General features: G+C 72.7%; 17 protein-coding genes. 4 read left to right on the top strand and 13 right to left on the bottom strand.

All coding sequences use genetic code 11. The features are described from left to right. Positions 1 to 26: 26 nt before the first annotated feature. From ABFX46_RS01585 to ABFX46_RS01595, 3 genes are read right to left on the bottom strand one after another with little or no spacing between them, the layout of a single operon-like run. Complete coding sequence (locus ABFX46_RS01585; protein WP_346039528.1) at positions 27 to 653, bottom strand: GTP-binding protein; 627 nt, start codon at positions 651 to 653, stop codon at positions 27 to 29. Further along, a complete protein-coding gene (locus ABFX46_RS01590) occupies positions 634 to 1,011 on the bottom strand; it encodes a DUF742 domain-containing protein (RefSeq protein WP_131944723.1) in 378 nt (125 codons plus the stop codon). Before ABFX46_RS01590 ends, ABFX46_RS01585 begins: the two co-directional genes overlap by 20 nt. A gap of 6 nt (positions 1,012 to 1,017) precedes the next feature. Continuing rightward, positions 1,018 to 3,369 (bottom strand): sensor histidine kinase, encoded by a 2,352-nt coding sequence (locus tag ABFX46_RS01595; protein ID WP_346039529.1) that lies wholly within the window; start codon positions 3,367 to 3,369, stop codon positions 1,018 to 1,020. Between the two features lie 280 nt (positions 3,370 to 3,649). On the opposite strand from ABFX46_RS01595, the gene ABFX46_RS01600 reads away from it, so the two are divergent. Beyond that, positions 3,650 to 4,876 carry an ABC transporter substrate-binding protein gene (locus ABFX46_RS01600; RefSeq protein ID WP_346039986.1) on the top strand — a complete coding sequence of 409 codons (1,227 nt, stop codon included), beginning with the start codon at positions 3,650 to 3,652 and terminating at the stop codon, positions 4,874 to 4,876. A gap of 409 nt (positions 4,877 to 5,285) precedes the next feature. Here the strand turns inward: ABFX46_RS01600 and ABFX46_RS01605 are convergent, their stop codons facing one another. The 6 genes from ABFX46_RS01605 to ABFX46_RS01630 form a co-directional block, all read right to left on the bottom strand. Further along, entirely contained in the window at positions 5,286 to 6,842 is a 1,557-nt protein-coding gene (locus tag ABFX46_RS01605; RefSeq protein WP_346039530.1) for a serine/threonine-protein kinase, read from the bottom strand. An 18-nt stretch (positions 6,843 to 6,860) separates the two neighbouring features. After that, the gene (locus ABFX46_RS01610) at positions 6,861 to 7,928 is read right to left on the bottom strand and encodes a family 2 encapsulin nanocompartment cargo protein polyprenyl transferase (protein ID WP_346039531.1); all 1,068 of its coding nucleotides are present in this window, start codon (positions 7,926 to 7,928) and stop codon (positions 6,861 to 6,863) included. 31 nt (positions 7,929 to 7,959) lie between these two features. Next, positions 7,960 to 9,345: a family 2B encapsulin nanocompartment shell protein gene (locus ABFX46_RS01615; RefSeq protein ID WP_346039532.1), complete on the bottom strand. Its 1,386-nt coding sequence runs from the start codon at positions 9,343 to 9,345 to the stop codon at positions 7,960 to 7,962. Further along, positions 9,342 to 10,784, bottom strand: a complete 1,443-nt coding sequence (locus ABFX46_RS01620; protein ID WP_346039533.1) for a family 2B encapsulin nanocompartment shell protein — start codon at positions 10,782 to 10,784, stop codon at positions 9,342 to 9,344. Before ABFX46_RS01620 ends, ABFX46_RS01615 begins: the two co-directional genes overlap by 4 nt. 447 nt (positions 10,785 to 11,231) lie before the next feature. Further along, positions 11,232 to 12,608: an MFS transporter gene (locus tag ABFX46_RS01625; protein ID WP_346039534.1), complete on the bottom strand. Its 1,377-nt coding sequence runs from the start codon at positions 12,606 to 12,608 to the stop codon at positions 11,232 to 11,234. 76 nt (positions 12,609 to 12,684) lie between these two features. Then, positions 12,685 to 13,320: a hypothetical protein gene (locus tag ABFX46_RS01630; protein ID WP_346039535.1), complete on the bottom strand. Its 636-nt coding sequence runs from the start codon at positions 13,318 to 13,320 to the stop codon at positions 12,685 to 12,687. Positions 13,321 to 13,607: 287 nt separating this feature from the next. Between ABFX46_RS01630 and lpdA the strand changes: the two genes are divergently transcribed. Then, entirely contained in the window at positions 13,608 to 15,011 is a 1,404-nt protein-coding gene (gene lpdA, locus ABFX46_RS01635; protein WP_346039536.1) for a dihydrolipoyl dehydrogenase, read from the top strand. A gap of 57 nt (positions 15,012 to 15,068) precedes the next feature. Here the strand turns inward: lpdA and ABFX46_RS01640 are convergent, their stop codons facing one another. After that, positions 15,069 to 15,875 (bottom strand): biotin/lipoyl-containing protein, encoded by an 807-nt coding sequence (locus ABFX46_RS01640; protein WP_346039537.1) that lies wholly within the window; start codon positions 15,873 to 15,875, stop codon positions 15,069 to 15,071. A 628-nt stretch (positions 15,876 to 16,503) separates the two neighbouring features. Between ABFX46_RS01640 and ABFX46_RS01645 the strand changes: the two genes are divergently transcribed. Beyond that, complete coding sequence (locus tag ABFX46_RS01645; RefSeq protein ID WP_346039538.1) at positions 16,504 to 17,112, top strand: hypothetical protein; 609 nt, start codon at positions 16,504 to 16,506, stop codon at positions 17,110 to 17,112. 29 nt (positions 17,113 to 17,141) lie between these two features. Here ABFX46_RS01645 and ABFX46_RS01650 read toward each other — a convergent pair whose 3' ends face one another. The 3 genes from ABFX46_RS01650 to ABFX46_RS01660 all read right to left on the bottom strand — a co-directional run bounded on the left by ABFX46_RS01650 (position 17,142) and on the right by ABFX46_RS01660 (position 20,180). After that, positions 17,142 to 17,750, bottom strand: coding sequence for a hemerythrin domain-containing protein (locus ABFX46_RS01650; RefSeq protein ID WP_346039539.1), 609 nt, complete (start codon positions 17,748 to 17,750; stop codon positions 17,142 to 17,144). 147 nt (positions 17,751 to 17,897) lie between these two features. Next, complete coding sequence (locus ABFX46_RS01655; protein WP_346039540.1) at positions 17,898 to 18,821, bottom strand: DUF2637 domain-containing protein; 924 nt, start codon at positions 18,819 to 18,821, stop codon at positions 17,898 to 17,900. Between the two features lie 105 nt (positions 18,822 to 18,926). Next, a complete protein-coding gene (locus ABFX46_RS01660; RefSeq protein ID WP_346039541.1) occupies positions 18,927 to 20,180 on the bottom strand; it encodes an NAD(P)/FAD-dependent oxidoreductase in 1,254 nt (417 codons plus the stop codon). A 119-nt stretch (positions 20,181 to 20,299) separates the two neighbouring features. Between ABFX46_RS01660 and ABFX46_RS01665 the strand changes: the two genes are divergently transcribed. Then, positions 20,300 to 21,805 carry a PucR family transcriptional regulator gene (locus ABFX46_RS01665; protein ID WP_346039542.1) on the top strand — a complete coding sequence of 502 codons (1,506 nt, stop codon included), beginning with the start codon at positions 20,300 to 20,302 and terminating at the stop codon, positions 21,803 to 21,805. The last annotated feature ends 2 nt before the right edge of the window (positions 21,806 to 21,807 follow it).

The raw sequence follows: 21,807 nt of genomic DNA on the forward strand, positions 1-21,807 counted from the left end.
CGCCGGAAGCCTACCGCGCGGCAAGATCACCCCGTGGGCGCACCCGCCGGGTGCTGTGCCTGGTGGACGGCGAGGAGATGCTTCACCAGCGTGGTGAGCACCTCCTTTCCGGAGGCCCGTTCGCGGACGTCGCAGAGCACGACCGGGACGTCCGCGCGGAGGTCGAGCGCCTCCCGGATCTCCTCGGGCGTGTAGTCGTAGCCGTCGTCGAAGCAGTTCACGCCGACGACGAACGGCAGGCCCCGGTTCTCGAAGTAGTCGACGGCGGGGAAGCAGTCGGCGAGGCGGCGCGTGTCGGCGAGGACGACGGCGCCGAGCGCGCCGTAGGACAGCTCGTCCCACATGAACCAGAAGCGGTCCTGGCCGGGCGTGCCGAACAGGTACAGGACGAGGCCGTCGCGGATCGTGATGCGGCCGAAGTCCATCGCGACCGTGGTGGTGGTCTTCTGCTCGACGCCCTCGGTGTCGTCCACGCCGAGGCTCCGGTCGGTGAGCAGCTCCTCGGTCTGCAGGGGGCGGATCTCGCTGACCGCGCCGACCAGCGTGGTCTTGCCGACCCCGAACCCGCCGGCGACGAGGATCTTCACCGCGACCGGGACCGCGGGGGCGGCGCCCTCGCCGTCGCCCGCGTTCTCAGAGGGCTTGGAGGCCATGGAGCACTTCTCTCAGCAGACGTTCCTTGGAGAGCGGGCTCTCCTGGTGGGGACGGGTGGCGGTGATGAGCCGGTGGTGCAGCAGGTCGCCGAGCAGGACGCGCACCACGACCAGCGGCAGCCGCATCCGGGCGGCGATCTCGGCCACCGGCTGCGGCTGCACGCACATCTCCAGGATGTCGAGGTGCTCGGGGCCGATGCCGGGCGAGCCGGACCGGGGCCGGGCCGCGGTCGCCACGATCGTGATCATGTCGAAGCCCTCGCCGGCCGCGGGCCGCGCGCGCCCCCGGGTGAGCGCGTACGACCGGACGATCGGGCCGGCCTCGTCATCGAGCCATTCGCTGCCAGGACCGGTCATGGCCCGTCACGATTCCTCGGTGTCGAGGGCCTCGGCGCGGCCGCGCCGGGTGCCCTGCTGGATGGACGACATCATCGACCGCAGCTCCTCGGGCGACCGTCCCGGGCGCGTCGCGGCGGGCGGCGGACCGGTGACGGTGGGGTCCTCGCGCAGTTGGGCGGCCATGTTCTCCTGCCGGACGCGCTTCGGCAGCGGCGGCCGCCCGGCCGCCCCGGACCCGCTCGACCCGCTCGCCGGGCGGCGCCGGACCTCGCGCGGCGAGCGCGGGACGCCCGGCTTCACGGGCGCGGGGGGCGGGTCCCCCCAGGGGGACGGCGCGGGCTCGGCCGCCGGCGGGTCGCCCCACGGCGACGGGGCGGAGGCGTGCCGTCCCGGCGGGAGCCGGAGCACCGACCCGCCCCGCTCCGGGCCCCGGTCCGGGCCGCCGACGACCGAGCCGACGGGGATGAGCGCGTCCTCCGCACGGCGGGTGGTGAGCGCGGGCGTGCCGGGCGCGGTGTCGCCCTCGTCCGGGACGACGAGGCCCTCGGGCAGCAGGACGATCGCGGTCATGCCGCCGTACGGGGACGTCCGCAGCGTGACCTTGATGCCATGCCGGCGGGCGAGCCGGCCGACGACGAACAGGCCGAGCTGGGCGCTGTCGGACAGGTCGAACTCGGCGGCGGTGGCGAGCCGCTCGTTGGCGGCGGCGAGGCTCGGCTCGTCCATGGACAGGCCCCGGTCCTCGACCTCCAGCGTGAAGCCGTGCGAGACGGCCTGCCCCTGCACCTGGACGGTGGTGTGCGGCGGCGAGAACGCGGTGGCGTTCTCGATCAGCTCGGCGAGCAGGTGGATGACGTCGGCGACGGCGGGCCCGACGATCGCGGCGCGCGACATCGGCGCGACGTTGACCCGGGTGTAGTCCTCGACCTCGGACGCGGCGGCGCGGGCGACGTCGACGATCGCGACGGGGCTGCGCCAGCCGCGGCCGGGCGCCTGCCCGGACAGGATGATCAGGCCCTCGGCGTGCCGGCGCATGCGGGTGGCGAGGTGGTCGACCCGGAACAGGTCCTCCAGGTCGTCGGGGGTCTCGATGCGCCGCTCCATCGCGTCCAGCAGCTTGAGCTGGCGGTGCAGCAGCGTCTGGCTGCGCCGGGCGAGGTTGACGAACACGTCGCTGACGTTGCGGCGGAGCGTCGCCTCCTCGACCGCGCCCTGGATCGCGGTGCGCCGGGCGGCGTTGAAGGCGTCCCCGACCTGGTCGATCTCGCGGGTGCCGAACGCCAGCGGCGGCGCCTCGGCGGCCACGTCGACCTCCTCGCCGCGGCGCAGCCGGCGGATCACGCCGGGCAGCCGGACGTCGGCGAGGTCGAGCGCCTCGCGGCGCAGCCGGGCCAGCTCCCGGACGACGGACCGGGCGACCCAGACCGCGAGGACGAGCGAGGCGGCGACGGCGACGAGCCCGAGCGCCCCCGCGAGGAGGACGCGGGTGATGATGCCGTCCGCGATCGGCTCGGCGCGCTGCTCGGCGCCCTCGGACACGGCGAGTTCGAGGCCGCGCAGCCGGGTCAGGTTGGAGTCGGCGGTGGTCTTCCACAGCACCCCGCCGTTCGCGGTGCCGCCCTTGACGTACCGGGGGGACCCGACGAACCGGTCCTCCAGCGTGCGGAGCCGGCCGTACTCGGGCATCGCGACGACGCGCCGGTAGTACGCCTGGTCGGCGGAGCGCAGCTCGGCGGCCGCGTACCCGTAGAGGGCGCGCTGCGTCCCGACGAGCTTGACGAACCGGGCGTGCTCGGCGCCCGTCATCCGGCCGGCGGCGAGCGCGCCGGCGAGCAGCGCGTCCTCCTGCGCGAGGACCTCGCGGGCGCGGGCCAGCGACGCCTCGTTGCGGGCGTCCTTGGCGACCTCGGAGTTGTCGAGCGTGGCGAGGGAGCCCTGCAGCGCGCCGACGTCGTCGAGCAGCGCGGTGTAGTCGGCGAACGCGCGGTCCCGGCCGACGGCGCCGGTGTCGATGGCGCGGCGGCGGCCGTCCAGCCCGTCCAGCTCGGCGAGGATCTTGTCGGCGATCCGCCGGGTGTCGGCGGGCGCGGCGCCGCGGGCGCCCGCGTCCCCGGCGAGCCGCCGGAACAGCTCGGCCTGCCGGTCGGTGACCAGCCGGCCGGACTCCATCGCCGCCCGGTCGCCGTCCGCGCGTCCGCCGAGGTACACCATCGACAGCCGCCGCTCCGCCTGCAGCGCGCCGCCGAGCGCGCCGGACGGGTACCCGTAGTGGTCCTGGACGGTCTTGACGTGCCGGAGGTTGAGCCCCTCGCCGAGCGCGATGCTCGCGGCGAACGCCCACAGCACGCCGAGGGACACCACCGAGACGGTGACCATGAGGACGACCTTGAAGCGGATGGAGCGGAATCGCGCCGCCTTGGGAGCCCGCCGGTGGCCGGCGGCTGAGTCCGTGGTGGTGCGGCCTCGTTTTGGCACTGCGGCTGAACTTTCACTCGTGCGGACGGCTGGCGGGGACGGAGGCGACCGCCGGGGAGGACGGGTCGTCGGGAACGGTAGGAGAGCCTAGGACCGTCCGCCGCCGTGTGTCGACAGTTTCCGGATCATCACGTTTTGTATGCACAGACGGACGAAAATACCCCTACGATGCCTCAGCGTGATGGCTCGTTCTCCCCAAGCGACGAAAAACGCCAGGCCGCCCGTCCGCGCGCACAGGTCCGGGGCGGTGCTCGCGGCGGGCGCGCTGTCCGCCGTCGCGGCGCTCACCGCCGGATGCAGCGGCGGCTCCGCCTCCGCCGCCACACCCCCCGACATCCCCGCCATGCAGGAGCTCGGCACCCCGGAGGGGCGGCTCGACCTCGTCGCCTGGACCGGCTACGCCGAGGACGGCTCCAGCGACCGCAAGGTCGACTGGGTCACCCCGTTCACGAAGGCGACCGGCTGCAAGGTGCACACCAAGGTCGCCGACACGTCCGACTCGATGGTCGCGCTGATGGAGACCGGCCGGTACGACGGCGTGTCGGCGTCCGGCGACGCGAGCCTGCGGCTCATCTACGGCGGATTGGTCGCGCCGGTCAACACGGGGCTGCTCGGCAACTACGACGACATCGCCAAGTACCTGAAGAACCAGCCGTACAACTCGGTCGACGGCCGCATGTACGGCGTCCCGCACGGCTACGGCGCCAACATGCTCATGTACCGGACGGACAAGATCCCGCAACGTCCGACCTCGTGGAGCGTCGTGTGGGACAAGGACGGCCCGGCCGCCGGGCACGTCGTCGCCTACGACTCCCCCATCTACATCGCGGACGCGGCCCTCTACCTCAAGGCCCACCGCCCCGACCTGGACATCACCGACGTGTACGAGCTGGACGAGAAGCAGTTCCAGGCCGCGGTCGGCCTGCTCAAGCAGCAGCGCCCGAACGTCAACCAGTACTGGGCGAACTACCTGGACGAACTCCAGTCGTTCAAGAGCGGCTACAACTACGCGGGCACCGCGTGGCAGGTGACCGCCAACCTGGCCCTCGCGGACAAGGCGCCCGTCGCGACCACCATCCCGTCCGAGGGCGCCACCGGCTGGTCCGACACCTGGATGATCTCCTCGAAGGCCCAGCACCCGACCTGCATGTACAAGTGGATGAACTGGATCACCACCCCCAAGGTGCAGGCGGAGGTCGCGCAGTGGTTCGGCGAGGCCCCCGCCAACCCGAAGGCGTGCGCCTACACCGCGAAGGGCTTCTGCTCGACGTACCACGTCGGCGACCCCGAGTTCTACAAGCGCCTGGCCTTCTGGAAGACCCCCGTCAAGGACTGCGGCGACGACCGAGGCACCACCTGCGTCGACTACACCCGCTGGGCCCAGGCCTGGACCCAGATCAAGGGCTAGCCGCGCGGCGCCGGGGCGGCGTCAGTTGCCGACGACCTCTACGACGACCACGGCGAAGAAGCTCAGGAGCAGGGCGTCCGCCATGACGTAGGCGGCGAGGAACATGAACGCGAGCGCCGAGGAGGGCGAACGCCGCGATGCCGGGAACGGTGGCGAGCGCCTTGGCCGGCTCCCAGAGGACGGACATCGGCAGGTGCGGCGTCCAGACGCCGAGGGCGTCCTGGAACCAGCCGGGCCGGCGCCGGACCGCCCCGCTCTCGACGAGTTGCGCGGCCATGTCGAGCGCCATGCACGACAGGACCACGCCGCCGATGTCGGCCCAACCGGAGACCGTTTACGGTCAGAACTCCCCGGGGGTTTCTCGGTGCTCAGAACGGCCGAACGCCATTCCGGCCGGAACGGCGGGCGGTCAGGAGGCGGGCTTCACCGCGTAGCAGTAGTTCGACCTGCCCTTGAAGTAGTGGCGGGCCCTGCTGTCGCCGTACCGCCACTGGCATCCCGCGTCGAGCTGCGCGGACGACAGCTTCATCGTGTCGCCCGAGCGTTTCACGCAGTACGCGCCTGCGCTCGGCGTCTGGCGGTACTCGACCCACTCCCAGCCGAGCTTCTTGCAGTACTCCGTGAAATGCCCGGGGCCGAGTTCGACGCTGACGGGCTTTGCCGGGGGTGCCGGTGCGGAGGACGGGGTTTTCTGGGAGCCCGCCGTTTGTGCGGGCGGTTGTGCTCCGGGGGACTGTGAAGAGGTCCGCTTGGCGCTCTTGCTCGGGCTCGCCGACCGGGTTCCGGCGTCCGGTCCCGCTGCGGCGGCCGGGGCGGACGGTGAGGCCGCCGGGCCCGTCGAGCCCTGTGTCACCACGCGGCCGTCGTGGTCGGCGGGGTCGTCGCCGGAGAACCACGCGATGCCGAAGACGACGGCGATGACGGCGGCCACCGCGGCGCCCGTCCCTGCCAGGACCGCCTTCGTCCGGCCGCCTCCTGGTCCGTGCGGCGTGGTCGTCCCTGAGCCGGGCGGGGGCGGGGGTGCCGCCATCGGCGGCGGCGGTGGGGTGTGGGCTGTGTCCTCGTCGGCGCGCGGGGGCGGCTCGGACGGGGGCAGCAGCGCCGCCGCGGGGACGGGCGGGCGCATCGTGCCGGGTGGGGGCGGCGCGGGCACCGGGGGTGTGGTGCGGCCGGGGCGGACCAGGCGGTCCAGGACGTCCTGCGCGGACGGGCGGCGCGACGGGTCCTTCGCGAAGCACGCGGTGAGGAGGGCGCGCAGCGGCTCCTCCACCCCGGCGAGGTCGGGCTCGTGGTTCGCGATCCGGTTGAAGACGATGGGGACGGTCTCGTTGCCGAACGGCGCGCGGCCGGTCGCGGCGAACACCATCGTGGACGCCCACGCGAAGACGTCCGCGGCGGGGGTCAGCTCGCCCGGTTCGAGCTGCTCGGGCGCCATGTAGGCGGGCGTGCCGACGGCGCGGCTGACCATCGTCTGCGCGCCGGACAGCGCGCGGGAGATGCCGAAGTCGATGACGCGCGGGCCGTCCGTGCCGATCAGCACGTTGTGCGGTTTGAAGTCGCGGTGGACGATGCCGGCGTCGTGCAGGGCGACGAGGGCCGTGGCGGTCGCGATCGCGAGCCGGTCGAGGGCGCTGCCCGAGCGGGGGCCCTGCTCGGCGACCACCCGGCTGAGCGGCGGGCCGTCGATGAACTCGCTGACGATGTAGCGGCGGTTGCCGGCCGTGCCCGAGTCGAGCACCTGCGCGGTGCAGAACCGCGCGACCTGCTTGGCCGCCTCCAGCTCGCGGGCGGCCGTGTCGTCGCCGCCGAGCACGCCGCTCGGCTGCGGGTGGAACAGCTTCACCGCGACCCGGGTGCCGTCGCCGCCGGTCCCGAGGTACACGACGCCCTGGCCGCCCTCGCCGATCCGCGCGGTGATCCGGTAGGCGCCGAGCTGCCGTGGGTCGGACGGTTCGAGGGGCTCCACGCAAGCAGTGTAGGGCGGTCAATGATCGCGTTGGGCGGAGAGCCGGACGAGGGTGAGAAGTTCCGCGGCCGGGGCCTCGGCCGCGCCGGCGAGGTGGCCGCGGGCCTCGGCGAGCAGCCTGCCGGCGTGGCCGGTGGCCCAGTCCCGGGCGCCGGTGCTCTCGATGAGGGCGGCGGCCCGCGCGGTGTCGGCGGCCGTCAGCGGCGCGCCGCGGAAGTAGAGGCCGGCCAGCTCCGCGGCGGCGGGCGTGCCGGAGGTCAGCGCGGCGACGACCGGCAGGGACTTCTTGCGGTTGTGCAGGTCGGAGTGGACGGGTTTGCCGGTGGCGGCGGGGTCGCCCCAGATGCCGAGCAGGTCGTCGGCGAGCTGGAACGCCAGACCGAAGCACCGCCCGAAGGCGCGCATGCGCTCGACCTCGGCGGAGGCGGCGCCGCCGTAGAGGGCGCCGAGGGCGCAGGACGCGCCCATCAGCGCGCCGGTCTTGCGGCCCGCCATGGCGAGGCACTCGTCGAGCGTCACGTCGTCGCGGTCCTCGAAGGCGAGGTCGGCGCACTGCCCCTCGACCAGGTCGAGGACGGCGCGGGCGAGGATGCGGACGCCGTGCGCGACGGCCGGGCAGCCGTCCTCGGCGAGCGCCTCGTAGGCGGCGGCGAGGAGGGCGTCCCCGGTGAGGACGGCGGCGTTCGTCCCGAAGACCGTCCAGGCGGTGGGGCGGTGCCGGCGGGTGGGGTCGCCGTCCATGACGTCGTCGTGCAGCAGGGAGAAGTTGTGCGTCAGCTCGACCGCGACGGCGGCCGGCAGGGCGGCGGCCGCCGTCCCCCCGGCCGCCTCCGCGGCCAGCAGCGCCAGTGCGGGCCGGATCGCCTTGCCCGCCGGGCCCTCGGCGGGGCGGCCGTGCTCGTCCCGCCACCCGAAGTGGTAGGCGGCGACGCGGGCGGCCTCGCCGGGCATGGCCTCGACCGCGTCCCGCAGGGCGGGGTCGAGCAGGCGGCGGCTCCAGCGCAGGATGCCGTCCGCCGACCGGGCGCGCTCGTCCGGCCGGTGGTCGCACCGGACGATGGCGGGGTCGTCCTTCCAGGCGGGCATGGCCCTCCCCTTCCTCAGCGGGCTCAGCGGGTCAGCGGGCGATCTCGACGTTCTCCAGGACGCCGAGCGCGTCCGGGACCAGCACGGCGGCCGAGTAGTACGCGCTGACCTGGTAGGTCAGCAGCGCCCGCTCGTCGATGCCGGTGAACCGGACCGACAGGCCCGGCCGCACCTCGCCGGGCAGCCCGGTCCGGTGCAGGCCGATGACGCCCTGGTCGTCCTCGCCGGTGCGCAGCGCGAGGATCGAGCTCGTCCCGGACGCGGTGATCGGGATCTTGTCGCAGGGGTGCATGGGGACGCCGCGCCACGCCTGGACGCGGCGTCCCTCGACCTCCACGCCGTCCGGGTACACCCCGCGCCGGGTGCACTCGCGGCCGAACGCGGCGATCGTCTTCGGGTGCGCGAGGAGGAACCGGGTCTTGCGCCGCCGCGACAGCAGCTCGTCCAGGTCGGCGGGGGTCGGCGGGCCCCCGCGCGTCTGGATGCGCTGCCGCAGGTCGGCGTTGTGCAGCAGGCCGAAGTCGCGGTTGTTGATCAGCTCGTGCTCCTGGCGCTCGCGCAGCGCCTCGATCGTCAGCCGCAGCTGCTGCTCGACCTGGTCCATCGGGTCGCTGTACAGGTCGGCGACGCGCGTGTGGACGCGCAGGAGCGTCTGGGCGACGCTCAGCCCGTACTCGCGCGGCGCGGCCTCGTAGTCGGCGAACGTGCCGGGCAGGACGGGTTCGCCGTCGTGCCCGGACGCCACCTCGATCGGCGCCTCCCCGTGCCGCGTCCGCGGGGGCCGCGGGGCGTCCCGGTACTCCTCCAGGCGGGTGCGGAGGGCCTCGGACCGTTCGGTCAGCTCCTCGATCGCCTCCCGGGACAGCGTCAGGACGGTCGTCGGGGTCAGCGCGCGGAACGTGTGCGGCCAGACCTCGGCCGTCCCGAGCAGGGCGCGGTCGCCGAAGAACCGGCCGTCGGCGAGGACGCCGACGCCCGCCTCGGCGCCGTACTCCCCCGGCGCGGTCTCGGCGACCTTGCCGTGCGCGATCAGGTGGACGCCGTCGAGGGGGCGGCCCGCCGCCGCGATCTCCTCCCCCGGCGCGTACTCGCGCTGCTCGAACCGCGCGGCGAGGCCCTCCAGGACCGCCGGATCGTCCAGGCCGTCCAGCGGGGGCAGCTCGGCCAGCTCCGGCGGGACCACCCGGACGTCGGCGCCGTCGTTGACGAACGTCACGAGCCCGTCGCCGAGCCGGTAGGTCAGGCGCCGGTTCACCCGGTAGGTGCCCGCGTCCGCCCGCACCCACGGCAGCAGCCGCAGCAGCCACCGCGGGGTGATGCCCCGCATCTGCGGGACGGACTTGGTCGTCGTCGCGAGGTTGCGCGCGGCGCCGGTGCCGAGGGCGAGCCGCCCCCGCTCTTCGGTGGGCGAGGTCACGCGCCGGCACCGCCGTGCGCGATCTCGACCGACTCCAGCATGCCGAGCGCGTCCGGGACGAGGACGGCGGCCGAGTAGTAGGCGCTGACCAGGTAGTTGATGAGCGCCTTCTCGTCGATGCCCATGTACCGGACCGACAGCCCCGGCTGGTACTCGTCCGGCAGCCCGACCTGGTGCAGGCCGATGACGCCCTGCGCCTCCTCGCCGGTCCGCATCAGCAGGATCGAGCTGGTCTTGGTCCTGCTCACCGGGATCTTGTTGCAGGGGAAGATCGGCACGCCGCGCCAGGCCGGGACCTTGTGGCCGCCGACGTCGGCGCTGCCGGGGTAGACGCCGCGCGCGCTGCACTCGCGGCCGAACGCGGCGATCGCCTTCGGGTGCGCGAGGAAGAACGCCGGCTCCTTCCAGACGAGGGTGAGCAGGTCGTCCATGTCGTCGGGGGTGGGCGGGCCGGAGCGGGTGTGGATGCGCTGCGACAGGTCGGCGTTGTGCAGGAGCCCGAAGTCGCGGTTGTTGATCAGCTCGTTCTCCTGGCGCTCGCGCAGCGCCTCGATCGTCAGCCGCAGCTGCTGCTCGACCTGGTCCATCGGCTCGTTGTAGAGGTCGGCGACGCGCGTGTGGACGCGCAGGACGGTCTGCGCGACGCTCAGCTCGTACTCGCGCGGCGAGCCCTCGTAGTCGACGAACGTCCCCGGCAGGACCGGTTCGCCGTCGTGCCCGGACGCCACCTCGATGGCCGCCTCGCCGTGCGCGTTGTGCGCCTTCGCCGGGCTCGCCTTGTACTCCTCCAGGTGGGTCTGGAGGGACGCGGACTGGCCGAGCGTCTCCTGGAAGTCGGCCTGGCTCATGCTGAGGACCGTGCAGGCGGTCACGGCCTTGACCGTGCTCTCCCACTGCTCCGGTTCCGCGCCCTCCTCCGTCCCGAGGAGGGCGTTCTCGCCGAAGAAGTCGCCGTCGGCGAGCGTCCCGAGGACGGCGTCGGTGCCGTACTCGCCGGCGCCGATCCGGTTGAGCTTGCCGTGCGCGACGAGGATGACCCGGTCGACCGGGTGCCCGCGCTCCACGACGACCTCGCCGGGCTCGTACTCCTGCTGGGTGAACCGCCCGGCGATGGCGTCCAGCGTGAGGTCGTCGTCGTAGCCGCGCAGCGGGGGCAGTTCGCCGAGCTCGCGCGGGATGACCCGGATGTCCGCGCCGGTCTGCACGAACGTCACCCGCCCGTCGCCGAGCGTGTAGGTGAGCCGCCGGTTGACGCGGTAGGCGCCGCCGGCCGCCTGCACCCACGGCAGCAGCTTGAGCAGCCACCGCGAGGTGATGCCCTGCATCTGCGGGACGGACTTGGTCGTGGTCGCCAGGTTCCGTGCCGCCGCGGTACCGAGGCTCAACTGCTGCTGCTGTTCCGTCACGTCCACACCACCGATTCGTCGAGGGTCCGTCATGAGCCGGCCGTCTCCGGCCAACGGAGACGCTACAGACCGTAATCGTCCGATCGCAACGGGCCATTGCCTCCACCTGTGCTTGGCGGCGGCGCCACACAAGTCGCACCCCCGCGCCACTGCCCGCCCGTGCGTCGACCCCGGACGCTCCTCGACGCCGTCCCGCGCCCGGCTCGCCGGAGAGGTTTCGCCGCAGGTCAGCGGGGGGTGACGTGAGGCGAATCACGGAAAGACCTACCCCACCCTGGCGTTGCTCTTAAGAGAAGCTCGGGCCGGTGAAGGAAGGCCCGACCAGACCGGAGGGGAGGCTCCCAGTGACCGCAGTTTGGACCGCACTGGCAATCGAGACCGGCGCCGCACTGGTGATCGCGGGCTCGCTGGCGGGCTGGGCCCGCCGGCACTTCCGCCGCTCCGACTGAGGCGTCCGCGCCGCGCCCCGCGGCGTGCGGGTCAACCCGCCCCGGAACCCGCCGGTTCCGGGGCGAGTTCGGTTCCGGCCTTCTCGATCGGCACCCCGGCCGTCTCCGGGATCCTGATGATCGGGTACAGCGCCACCAGCGCCGCGAGCATCAGGTAGTACGCCGGGATGTAGTTGGACCCGGTCACGTCGATCAGCGACCCGACCAGCACGGCCGCCGTCCCGCCGAACAGCGACGTCGAGATGTTGTAGCCGATCGCGAACGCCCCGTACCGCACCTGCGTGGGGAACATCGCCGGGAACGTGGCCGCGATGACCGCGAGGACCAGCACCAGCAGCCCGCCGACGATCGCGTAGCCGAACGCGACGCCGACCATGTTGTTGGTCTGCATCAGCGCGAACGCCGGCCAGGACAGGAAGATGTAGCCGACCGCGGCGGTGATCAGCAGCGGCTTGCGGCCGATCCGGTCCGACAGCGAGCCGATCGGCACGATCACCAGGATCATCAGCGCCTCGATGAGGATGGTGATGAGCTGCGCCGTCGTGTCGTTCTTGTGCAGGAAGTCGACGAGGTAGGACGGCATGAACGTCAGCAGCGTGTAGTCCGCGACGTTCAGCATGAACACGATGCCGATCAGCATCACGATGACGCGCCAGTGGTGCTGCAGCGTCTCCTTCAGCGGCGAGTGGGCCTTCTTGCCGGCCTTCTCCATCTCCTGGAACGTCGGGGTGTCCTCGATCCGCGTCCGGACGTACAGGCCGACGAACCCGAGCGGCAGCGCGAGCAGGAACGGGATGCGCCAGCCCCAGTCGTTCATCGCGCCGGTGCTGAGCGACAGGTCCATGACCAGGACGAGGCCCGCGCCGAGGATGTAGCCGGTCAGCGTGCCGAGCTCCAGGAAGCTGCCGAAGAACCCGCGCCGGTGCGTCGGCGCGTACTCGGCGATCATCGTGGCGGCGCCGCCGTACTCGCCGCCCGTCGAGAAGCCCTGCACCAGCCGGACGGCGAGCAGCAGCAGCGGCGCGGCGATCCCGATCGTGTCGTAGCCCGGCAGGATCCCGATCACGAACGTCGAGCTCGACATCATGATGATCGTGACGGCCAGCACCCGCTTGCGGCCGAGCTTGTCGCCCATCGGGCCGAAGAACAGCCCGCCGAACGGGCGGGCGAGGAACGCCGCCGCGATCAGCGCGAACGAGCGCAGCGACGCGCTGCCCGCCGCGCCCTCCGGGAAGAACACGGTGCCGATGATCGCGGTCATGATCCCGGCGCTGAACACGCCGAAGTCGAACCACTCGACGCAGTTCCCGATGGCGGACGCGATCACGGCCTTGTGGACGCCGGCGGCCCCGCCCCGGTCGGCCGGCAGGCTGGCACCGTCGTCGGTGCGCTCCGGGTCGTCGTTCACGCGCTACCTCTGCCCGATGATCGGCAAAGCTAACGCCGTGCTCGGGGCCATGATCACCCCGTCGGCCGGACGCGCGTCAGTTCTTGCGGGTCTTCTTCTTCGCCGCGCTCTTGGGCTTGCCGGGGCGGTGGGTGCGGGCGGTGTCCTCGTCGTCCTCGGCGGCGGGCTCCTCCGGCGGCGGGGTGAGCACGGCGGTCCGCTGCGGGTCGTCCTCGGGGAGCTCGGGCAGGGCGGACGTCGGCCCCTCGCCCTCGCCGGCCGGCTCGCCGGACACGTCGCCGGGCAGCTCGTCGGTGCTCGTGGGGTCGCCGTCGAGGAGTTCGTCGAGGGTGACGGTGCCCTGCGGGTCGGCGCGCAGCTCGTCCAGCAGGAGGTCGTCCTCGGGGATGGAGACGAGCGCCTGCGTCTCCTGCGACTCGCGGGTGATGACCCCGCTGGCGAGGACGGTGTTGCGGTGCCGCAGCGCGCCGTTCTCCCGGAGGAGGTTGTCCACGTCCGAGCGGGCCCGGGCGATGCGGCGGCTCAGCCGCATGTGCACCACGAACCCGCCCGCCGCCGTACCGAGGACGAAGCCGGCGACCGGGAAGCCGACCGCCGCCGGCGCGAGCAGGGCCACCAGCGCGACCACGACCAGCGCCACGACCGCCGCGAGCGCGACAAAGTGCTGTTCCACCCAGTCCAGAACGGCGTTGACGCGCTTCGGGATCCTCACTCCGTGACTCCTCCATCGGTTCGGGTGGCAAACGACCGGCGCCCGGCGCGATGTTCCATCGCCGCGACGCCGCTGTCCGGGGGCAGACCGCCGGGCTCCGCGGCCGGGACGGTCCGGGCCCGCGCCGCACGGCGCGCCGCCCTCGTTCTCTCGACGTGCCTCCCGCGAATGCTCACCGCCGCGAAGGCCGCCCAAACACTAACTGTACGTGACATCGGTCCCGTCGACGGCGGCGCCGTCCCGACCGGGATGCGAACACCTGGTCACGCCGAATATCGTCCATTGACATGAGCGAACACTTTGACGTCGTGGTCCTCGGCGCGGGCCCGGGTGGATATGTCGCCGCGATCCGGTCGGCACAGCTCGGCCTGAAGACGGCCATCATCGAGGAGAGGTACTGGGGCGGGGTGTGCCTCAACGTCGGCTGCATCCCCTCGAAGGCGCTGCTGCGCAACGCGGAGCTGGCCCACATCTTCACGAAGGAGCAGCAGACCTTCGGGATCAACGTCGAGGGCACCGTGTCCTTCGACTACGGCGTCGCGTTCCAGCGCAGCCGCCAGGTGTCGGACAAGCTCGTCAAGGGCGTCCAGTTCCTGATGAAGAAGAACAAGATCACGTCCTATGACGGGCGCGGCACGTTCACCGACCCGAACACCCTGCAGGTCTCCCGGCAGGACGGGTCGAGCGACACCGTGACGTTCGACAACTGCATCATCGCCGCGGGCGCGCACACCAAGCTGCTGCCCGGCACGTCCCTGTCCGAGCGGGTCGTCACCTACGAGGAGCAGATCCTCAGCTCGGAGCTGCCGGAGAGCATCGTCATCGCCGGCGCGGGCGCGATCGGCGTCGAGTTCGCCTACATCCTGCACAACTACGGGGTGAAGGTCACGATCGTCGAGTTCCTCGACCGGATGGTCCCGAACGAGGACGCCGACGTCTCCAAGGAACTCGCCAAGCGGTACCGCAAGCTCGGCGTGGACGTCCTCACCTCCACCCGCGTGGACGCGATCGACGACTCCGGCGAGAAGGTCAAGGTCACCGTCACCGGCAAGGACGGCGCCCAGCAGGTCCTCGAGGCCGACAAGGTGCTCCAGGCGATCGGCTTCCAGCCGAACGTGGAGGGCTACGGCCTGGAGAAGACCGGCGTGGCGCTGACCGAGCGCGGCGCCATCGACGTGGACGGCCGCTGCCGCACGTCCGTCCCGCACATCTACGCCATCGGCGACGTCACCGCGAAGCTGATGCTCGCGCACGCCGCCGAGGCCATGGGCATCGTCGCGGCCGAGACCATCGCGGACGCCGAGACGATGGAGCTCGACTACATCATGATCCCCCGCGCCACCTACTGCCAGCCGCAGGTCGCCTCCTTCGGCTACACCGAGGCGCAGGCCAAGGAGCAGGGCTTCGACGTCAAGACCGCGAAGTTCCCCTACAGCGCCAACGGCAAGGCGCTCGGCATGGGCGAGGGCGACGGCTTCGTCAAGGTGATCAGCGACGCCAAGTACGGCGAGATCCTCGGCGCCCACATGATCGGCCCCGAGGTCACCGAACTCCTCCCGGAGCTGACCCTGGCCCAGCAGTGGGACCTCACGGTCAACGAGGTGGCCCGCAACGTCCACGCCCACCCCACCCTGGGCGAGGCGATGAAGGAGGCCGTCCACGGCCTCGCCGGCCACATGATCAACCTCTGACCCGCCCCGGCGTGTTCGCCTCCCACCGAGGCGACCACGCCCCTGGCCGTGGAGGGGTCATCCCCGTCCGCCCTCGGCCCCGTCCGACCATGCCTCCAGCACCCGGTACAGGGGCGTGAAGCGCTGCGCTTCTTCCCCTTCGGGAACGCAGATCTCCAGCAGGACGCCGGTCCAGGCGGACGGGAACACGTGGGTCGTGGCGTCGTTGATGTCCACGGCGACGATCGGCTGCTCCGCCCGAACGATCTGCCCTGGCCGCGCCCTCCATTCGATGACCTTGACGGTCGCCGGGTATTCACCGCCCAGATCCGGAAGCTCATAGGCGTGGACGTACCGCTGCCACTCCCGCCCAGCCCCTGGATCGCCGGCAGGGGCGGTGCCACCTCCTGCCGAACCGTCGCCCACCTGTCGCGAAACCGGCGGCGTGACCGTATACCGCTGCCTGAACTCTGGGAACGGCAGCCCGAAGATCTCCAGGTCCAGCGGCGAATCCTCAAGGCGAAAACTGGACGCGGGCGGCCGGGTGTCCCGCCACAACTCGAACCAGGCGCCGTCCTCTCCGAGATCATCGGGAGTGGGCAGGCGGTATCGCCCGGAGGGCGACGCCGGCCCCTCTCCGCTCGAATGGTTCTGCCGCACCAGGTCCCGGCAGACGGCGAGCATGCCCTCCACGGTCCGCCATTTGAGAGGCGATGTCTTCGTGCCGCGCAGGTAGCCGCCGAGCGTCGAATGCCTGATCGCCTGGCCTTTGTCGACCTTCTCCAGGCTGAGCTCCTCCAGGACCTTGTAGGAGGGGCCGCCGGCCGCGTCCAGCAGCAGCCGGAGATGCAGCGCGAAGGCGGTGGGCCTGGTCGGCTCGGCCATACCGCACCTCCCGAACCGTCCATTCCCATCCATTCCCGTCCATCCGATTTTACCTGGATGCCGATGGACGGTTCCGGGCGCATTTGGACGCATCCGTTTCATCCATTGCGGTCCATGGATGACCGACATCGACCCGGTGTTACAGTCCACAGAGAACTGACGCCAAGCCGATGTTTTAGGCAGGTTTGCGCAGGTCGCAGGCGGGAAAATCCGAGCCATCCAGGACAGCGATCACCTCGCCGCCCCGGTGTGGGGCGCCGACCGAGGAACCGGCGATCGCCCCAAATCCTCAACTCGCCCAGTCATGTGAAGCCCTTCACGAACTCCGGAGGCACCCCCGGCGCGTGCGCACCGTGCGGTGAATCAGGCGGTACGTGAACCTGCGGGAGGACCGGCCCCCGGCCGCCGCCGTCTGTCGCCGAACAGTCCCAGGCGGCGGCCGGGGAGCGGTCCCTTTCGCGCAACCTCGCAATCCCCGGACAGAGAGGCTGCCCGCTATGCGCCAGACAGGCGCCGGCGGTGGATGCACATCCCCCAACCGACCCCCGGCGACAACGTTGGAACGCCTGCGACGATACTCAGTTCCGGCGGCCGCGGCCGCCATGACGGCGAACAAGGCCGGCGAGTCATGACTCTCGTGCGCCCGCCGGGTACCGACCCGGACGACGCCCGGCGAGCCCTCCAGTCGCCCGAGCCGCAGGCGGTGGAGGAAGCACAGCCGCAGGCGGTGGAGGAACAGGACGCGTCGCATGGCGAGCCCGCGTCCGCCGGCTGGATGCGTCCCCTCATCACCAAGGTCGGGGCGTTCGCAACGTGCGTCGGAGCCGCAGCCGGCGCCGCGGCGGCCGGCGGCCGGCTTCACCCCTCGATGCTCGTGATCGCCCTGGGGCTGGTCGTCCTTCCGGTACTGGCCGTCCTTGTCGTGATCATCTGCGGCCTGGTGTTCCCGCAGATCATCTTCGCCAAGAAGGGCGCTTCGCTGGCGAAGACCCCCGCCGACGTGACAAACCTGATGAAGGCCAGCGCGGCGGCGTTCACCCATCCGTTCGCCGCCCTGGTCCGCGGCCAGACCGCCGACGACGTCCACCCGGCCGAGGAGGAAGTCCCCGGCGCCCGGCAGGAGGCCGCCGAACCAACGGTCGGCGACCTCCAGCGGCAGATCGACGAGCTCCGCACGGAGCGTGACGGAGCCGAGCGTCCTGGACCAGGGCCCGGCGGTGGCGGGAGCGTCACCTGACCAGTGATGCGGGCGCGCCGAGGGGTCGATCAGAGGGTCGGCCAGCGGGGCTGGTTCTCGTAGGCGGGACGCCATTGGGTTTTGTAGGCGGTGCGGGCTGGTTCGGGGAGTAGGGACAGCATTGTTGCGGCTTGGGTTTCGGGGGCGCCGTCCAGGAGCCAGGGGATTATGGCGGGGGCGTTGGGGCCCAGTTTCGCGGCGTGGACCTGGCCGAAGGTCGCGAACTGCTCGGGGGCCAGGGTCTCGTCGATCAGCGGGAGGGCGGCTTCCTCTTCGTGCTTCAGGTGGGCGGTGAGGCTCGCGGTCAGGCGGTCGACGAGGGGGGCGAGGGGTTCGGTGCCCGTGTCGATCGCTTCTATCGCCGGGTCGATGGTGGCGTGTTCGGCCTCCATCGCGTCCATGAGGGCCAGGCCGTCGGGACGGGCGGCGAGGGCGGCGCGCATCGGCGGCCAGAGGGCCTCGTCCTCGGCGGCGTGGTGGATGTGCAGGGCGGTCTTGAACAGGTCCCAGCCGGGCGCTCCGGCGAGGATGCGGCGCGCCTCGGCGTCCTCGCGGGCGGCGAGCTTGGACAGATGATCCAGCTCCCGCCTCAGCGCGTCGTGCATGACGTACATCGCGGTCCAGTCGTACTTCGCCATGGTCTTCCCCTTTCGTTCACCGCATTGACGGTTTTGAAGCGAAAAAGGTGACGGGACGCGGCCGAATCGGCCATGCTGGGGACTTGGCGGTGCAGGTCGGGTGGTAGATCGCGAAAGCGTGCTGGCCTGCACCGCCGTCCCTTCGCCTCAGGACGCGGGGGCCGGGCTGGACAGGCGGCTCAGGAGGCGCTGGCCCTGGCGGGAGCTGATGTTCAGGCGGCGGCCCAGTTCGGCGCCGGTGATGTTCGGTTCGGCGTCGATGATGGCCAGGGCTCGGGCCTCGTTGTCGGTGGCCACGCCGCGGGGGGCGGCCGGCTTGGCCCGCTTCGGCGGGGCCTTCGGGGCGGGAGCCGGCGGCTCGGGTTCGGGCTGCGGCGGCGTCGTGAGGGTGGTGACGCGGGTCAGGGCCTCGTCCAGCATCACGCCGTCCTTGAGCATCCAGACCACGTCGGCGGGCGCCTTGGTCTTCCACTTGCGGCCGTAGTGGTCGTCCAGGAGCGCCAGGGCGTGGCGGCGGCGTTGCTCGGCCTGGAGGGCGTGCGGGTAGGACGTGATCTGCCACAGGACCATGCGCCGCCACAGGCGGAAAGTGGAGAAGGGGGCGAGGAGCCAGCGGGCCACCGGGACGCCTTCGCGGACGGTCCCGGCGGCGATCCCGGCGCGGCGGCGGATCGCGTGCCGGACGGCCTCGATGAAGGTGATGAACAGGACGGGCATGGCGGCGTGCATGACCATGCCCGTGATGTCGCCGTGGGCGGCGGAGATGTTGAGCCAGACGGTGGCGGCGGTGAACGCGAACGCCATCCAGCGCAGGGCCGGCATGGGCATGGCCAGCCATTCGAGGAGGAGCGCCACCGAGACCAGGGCGAGGATGCCGAGGTCGACCCCGGCCGGGACGATCCAGGCCTGCGCGCCGAACCAGGGCTCCGCCACGTCCCGGACGGACGCGAACGAGCCGTAGCCGCCCAGCGCGGCGAGGCCCGCGAAGAGCAGGCCGCCGACCCCGGCCAGGACGCGCTGGGCCCGGGTCAGCGGCATGATCGCGCGCGCCCCGCCGGTCGAATCGTCCATCGGCGTCCCTCCCGTCTCGGGGTCCTAGATCACCCCGGAGACGTTAGCGCGCCGGTGCCGTCCGTCCGGACGAAAGTGCCATAACCACCCAGAAGCCGCAGGTCGTCAGCGCAGCGGGTTGAACGGGTCGAGTTCGCTCGGGCGGCGGCCCGTGGCGATCTGCTCGGCGAGCAGGCGTCCGGTGGCGGGGCCGAGCGTGATGCCCCACATGCCGTGGCCGCCGGCTGCGAAGACGCGCGGGGAGCGGGTCGCGCCGATCAGCGGGAGGCCGTCGCGGGTGCAGGGGCGGGAGCCGACCCACTCGTCCTGCCGGGAGTCGAGGTCGGCGCCGCGCAGCAGCGGGCGGGCGGCCTCGACGATCGCCTTGATCCGGCGGGGGTCGAGCGCCGCCTCCGGGCTGCGGAACTCCATCATCCCGGCGACGCGCATCCGGTCGCCGAGCGGCGTGCAGGCGACCCGCTGGGCGGGGAAGTAGACCGGGGCGTCCGGGACGCGGTCCATCGGCACGCTGAAGCTGTACCCGCGGCCCGCCTGGACGAGGGACCGGACGCCGAACTGCCGGGCGAGGTCGCCGAGCCACACGCCGCTCGCGAGGACGACCGTGTCGAACTTCTCGAAGTCGCTGCCCGTGGTGCGGAGGGAGACGCTGCCGCGCTCGTGGGCGATGTCGGTGACGGCGGCGCCCGTGCGGATCTTGCCGCCCCGGTCGCGGACGGAGTCGGCGAGCGCGTGCACGAACGCGCCCGGGTTGATGAACCGCTGGCCGCGCAGCACGATCGCGGCGCCGACCTCGTCGGACAGCGCGGGCTCCAGCGCGCGGGCGTCCGCCCCGCTGAGGGCCTCGTACTCCAGTTCCTGGCCGGCGGCGCGGATGTGCTCGATCTCCTCCAGCAGGACGCGCCGCTCGGCGGCCGTCCGGTAGGCGGCGAGGAAGGAGCCGGCCTCGTTGGTCTCGGCCTTGACGCCGCCGTCCAGCAGCGCGTCGAAGCTCGGCAGCGCGCGGCCGTTGATCGGCACGAGCGCCTCCATCGCGCGGCGCCAGCGCGCCGCGGTGCTGTTGCGGGCGAACCCGGCGAGGAAGCGGAGCAGGCGCGGGTTCGCGCTCGGCGGCACGTAGACCGGCGAGGACGGGCTGAGCACCGCCTTCACGCCGTAGGAGAGGACGGCCGGTTCGGGCAGCGGCGTCGCCAGGCCGGGGGTCAGCCAGCCGGCGTTGCCCCAGGACGCGCCGGCGGCGACGTCCCGGCGGTCGAACACGGTGACGTCGGCGCCGTGCTCCTGCAGGAACCAGGCGGTGGACAGGCCGACCATGCCGGCGCCCACGACGGCGACGCGGCGCGGCGGTGCGTCGAGAGCCATGGCGACTCCTCTCCTCGCTGAAGCGTGTCACTTCGATGGTGGGTCGCGTTCGGGCGAACGTCTCTGTCGCGTTCGGCCAATCCGGAGGAGGTCCATCGTGCGGACGGCACAATGGACGGATGGTGAAGCTCGATGTCGCCGACCTGGTCGACTCGCTCGGGCTGCTCCGGCTGGTGACGCCGGGCCGCGGCGGGCAGGTGCACGACGTCGTGCTGGCGGAGCCGGGCGAGCCGGCCGGGCAGCCGGGCGAGATCGTCCTCGGCGTCGGCGTGACCGACCCGGCGGACGCCGTCGCGCTGCTGGAACGGGCCGACACGGCCGGGGCGGACGGCGTCGTCCTCAAGGCGCCGATCGCGGCGGAGGTCGCCGCCGCGGCGCGCCCCCTGAGGCCCGCCCTCATCGAACTCCAGCCGGACACGTCCTGGACGCACGTCGTGTGGCTGGTGCGCGGCGCCATCGACCGCGCCTACGCGCCGCAGGGCGTGCACGACGACCTGTTCGCGCTCGCCGACACCGCCGCGGAGATCGCCGACGCGCCCGTCACCCTGGAGGACGCCCGCTCCCGCGTCCTCGCCTACTCCGGCCGCCAGGACACCACCGACCCCGCGCGCGTCTCCACGATCGTCGGCCGGCGCGTCCCGCCGCAGGTCATCGCCCATCTGCGGGCCTGCGGGGTGTTCCGGAAGCTGACGCGCTCGTCCGAGCCCATCCTCGTCCCGGCCGGGCCGGACCAGATGCTGCCGCGCCTCGTCATCCCGGTGCGCGCGGGCGGCGAGTGGCTCGGCTCGATCTGGGTGGTGGCCAGAAAGCCGATCCCGCAGGACCGCGTCCGGCGGCTCACCGACCTCGCGTCCGTCATCGCCCTGCACCTGCTGCGGCTGCGCGCCGAGGCGGGCGTCGCACGCCGGGTCTCGGCCGACCAGCTCCGCGCCGCGCTCCGGGACGGCGTCCGCCCCGGCGCGGCCGAGCCGCCGTGGCGGGTCGCGGTCCTCGGCGGCGGCGAGGACCTCCCCCGGCGGCTCGACCTGTGGGAGGCGATCACGCACCGCTTCGGCTGGCACCGCCCGCTGCTCGCCGACCTCGACGGGGCCCTGTTCGCGCTGCTGACGGACCGCCCGGGCGGCGAGGCCGGGTCGCTGCCGTGGCTGCGGACCGTCCTCGCCGAGGTCCGCGCGCACGACCGCACCCTGTACGCGGCGGCGGGCGGCCCGGCCCACGCCGCCACCGACCTGCCCCGCTCCCGCACCGAGGCCGCCGAGCTGGACGCGCTCGTCGCGTCCGGCCGCCTCTCCCCCGGCCTGGTCCTCCTGGAGGACGCCTGGGACGCGGTGATCGTCGAACGCGCCCGCAAGGCCACCCGCATAGAAGCCGGTCTCCTGGGCGGCCCGCTCCCCGTCCTCCAGGCGCACGACGAAGCCCACGGGACGGCCTTCCTGCCGACCCTCGACGCCTGGCTGGACCACTACGGCGACCCGAAGGCCACCGCCGAGGCCCTCTCCGTCCACCCCAACACTTTGCGCTACCGCCTGCGCCGCATGACAGAGGTGACCCCGGTGGACCTCACGTCCGCCCAACGACGCCTGGCCATCCGCCTCCAGCTCAGCGCTCTGAACGAGCGGCCATAGCC

Source organism: Actinomadura chokoriensis (assembly GCF_039529475.1).
GTDB lineage: Bacteria > Actinomycetota > Actinomycetes > Streptosporangiales > Streptosporangiaceae > Spirillospora > Spirillospora bangladeshensis.

What these genes read in the sequence shown, in the direction of transcription:
- ABFX46_RS01585 (WP_346039528.1), bottom strand. Translation starts at nt 653, where the DNA reads ATGGCCTCCAAGCCCTCTGAGAACGCGGGCGACGGCGAGGGCGCCGCC.
- ABFX46_RS01590 (WP_131944723.1), bottom strand. Translation starts at nt 1,011, where the DNA reads ATGACCGGTCCTGGCAGCGAATGGCTCGATGACGAGGCCGGCCCGATC.
- ABFX46_RS01595 (WP_346039529.1), bottom strand. Translation starts at nt 3,369, where the DNA reads ATGGTCACCGTCTCGGTGGTGTCCCTCGGCGTGCTGTGGGCGTTCGCC.
- ABFX46_RS01600 (WP_346039986.1), top strand. Translation starts at nt 3,650, where the DNA reads ATGGCTCGTTCTCCCCAAGCGACGAAAAACGCCAGGCCGCCCGTCCGC.
- ABFX46_RS01610 (WP_346039531.1), bottom strand. Translation starts at nt 7,928, where the DNA reads ATGCCCGCCTGGAAGGACGACCCCGCCATCGTCCGGTGCGACCACCGG.
- ABFX46_RS01620 (WP_346039533.1), bottom strand. Translation starts at nt 10,784, where the DNA reads ATGACGGACCCTCGACGAATCGGTGGTGTGGACGTGACGGAACAGCAG.
- lpdA (WP_346039536.1), top strand. Translation starts at nt 13,608, where the DNA reads ATGAGCGAACACTTTGACGTCGTGGTCCTCGGCGCGGGCCCGGGTGGA.
- ABFX46_RS01640 (WP_346039537.1), bottom strand. Translation starts at nt 15,875, where the DNA reads ATGGCCGAGCCGACCAGGCCCACCGCCTTCGCGCTGCATCTCCGGCTG.
- ABFX46_RS01645 (WP_346039538.1), top strand. Translation starts at nt 16,504, where the DNA reads ATGACTCTCGTGCGCCCGCCGGGTACCGACCCGGACGACGCCCGGCGA.
- ABFX46_RS01650 (WP_346039539.1), bottom strand. Translation starts at nt 17,750, where the DNA reads ATGGCGAAGTACGACTGGACCGCGATGTACGTCATGCACGACGCGCTG.
- ABFX46_RS01655 (WP_346039540.1), bottom strand. Translation starts at nt 18,821, where the DNA reads ATGGACGATTCGACCGGCGGGGCGCGCGCGATCATGCCGCTGACCCGG.
- ABFX46_RS01660 (WP_346039541.1), bottom strand. Translation starts at nt 20,180, where the DNA reads ATGGCTCTCGACGCACCGCCGCGCCGCGTCGCCGTCGTGGGCGCCGGC.
- ABFX46_RS01665 (WP_346039542.1), top strand. Translation starts at nt 20,300, where the DNA reads ATGGTGAAGCTCGATGTCGCCGACCTGGTCGACTCGCTCGGGCTGCTC.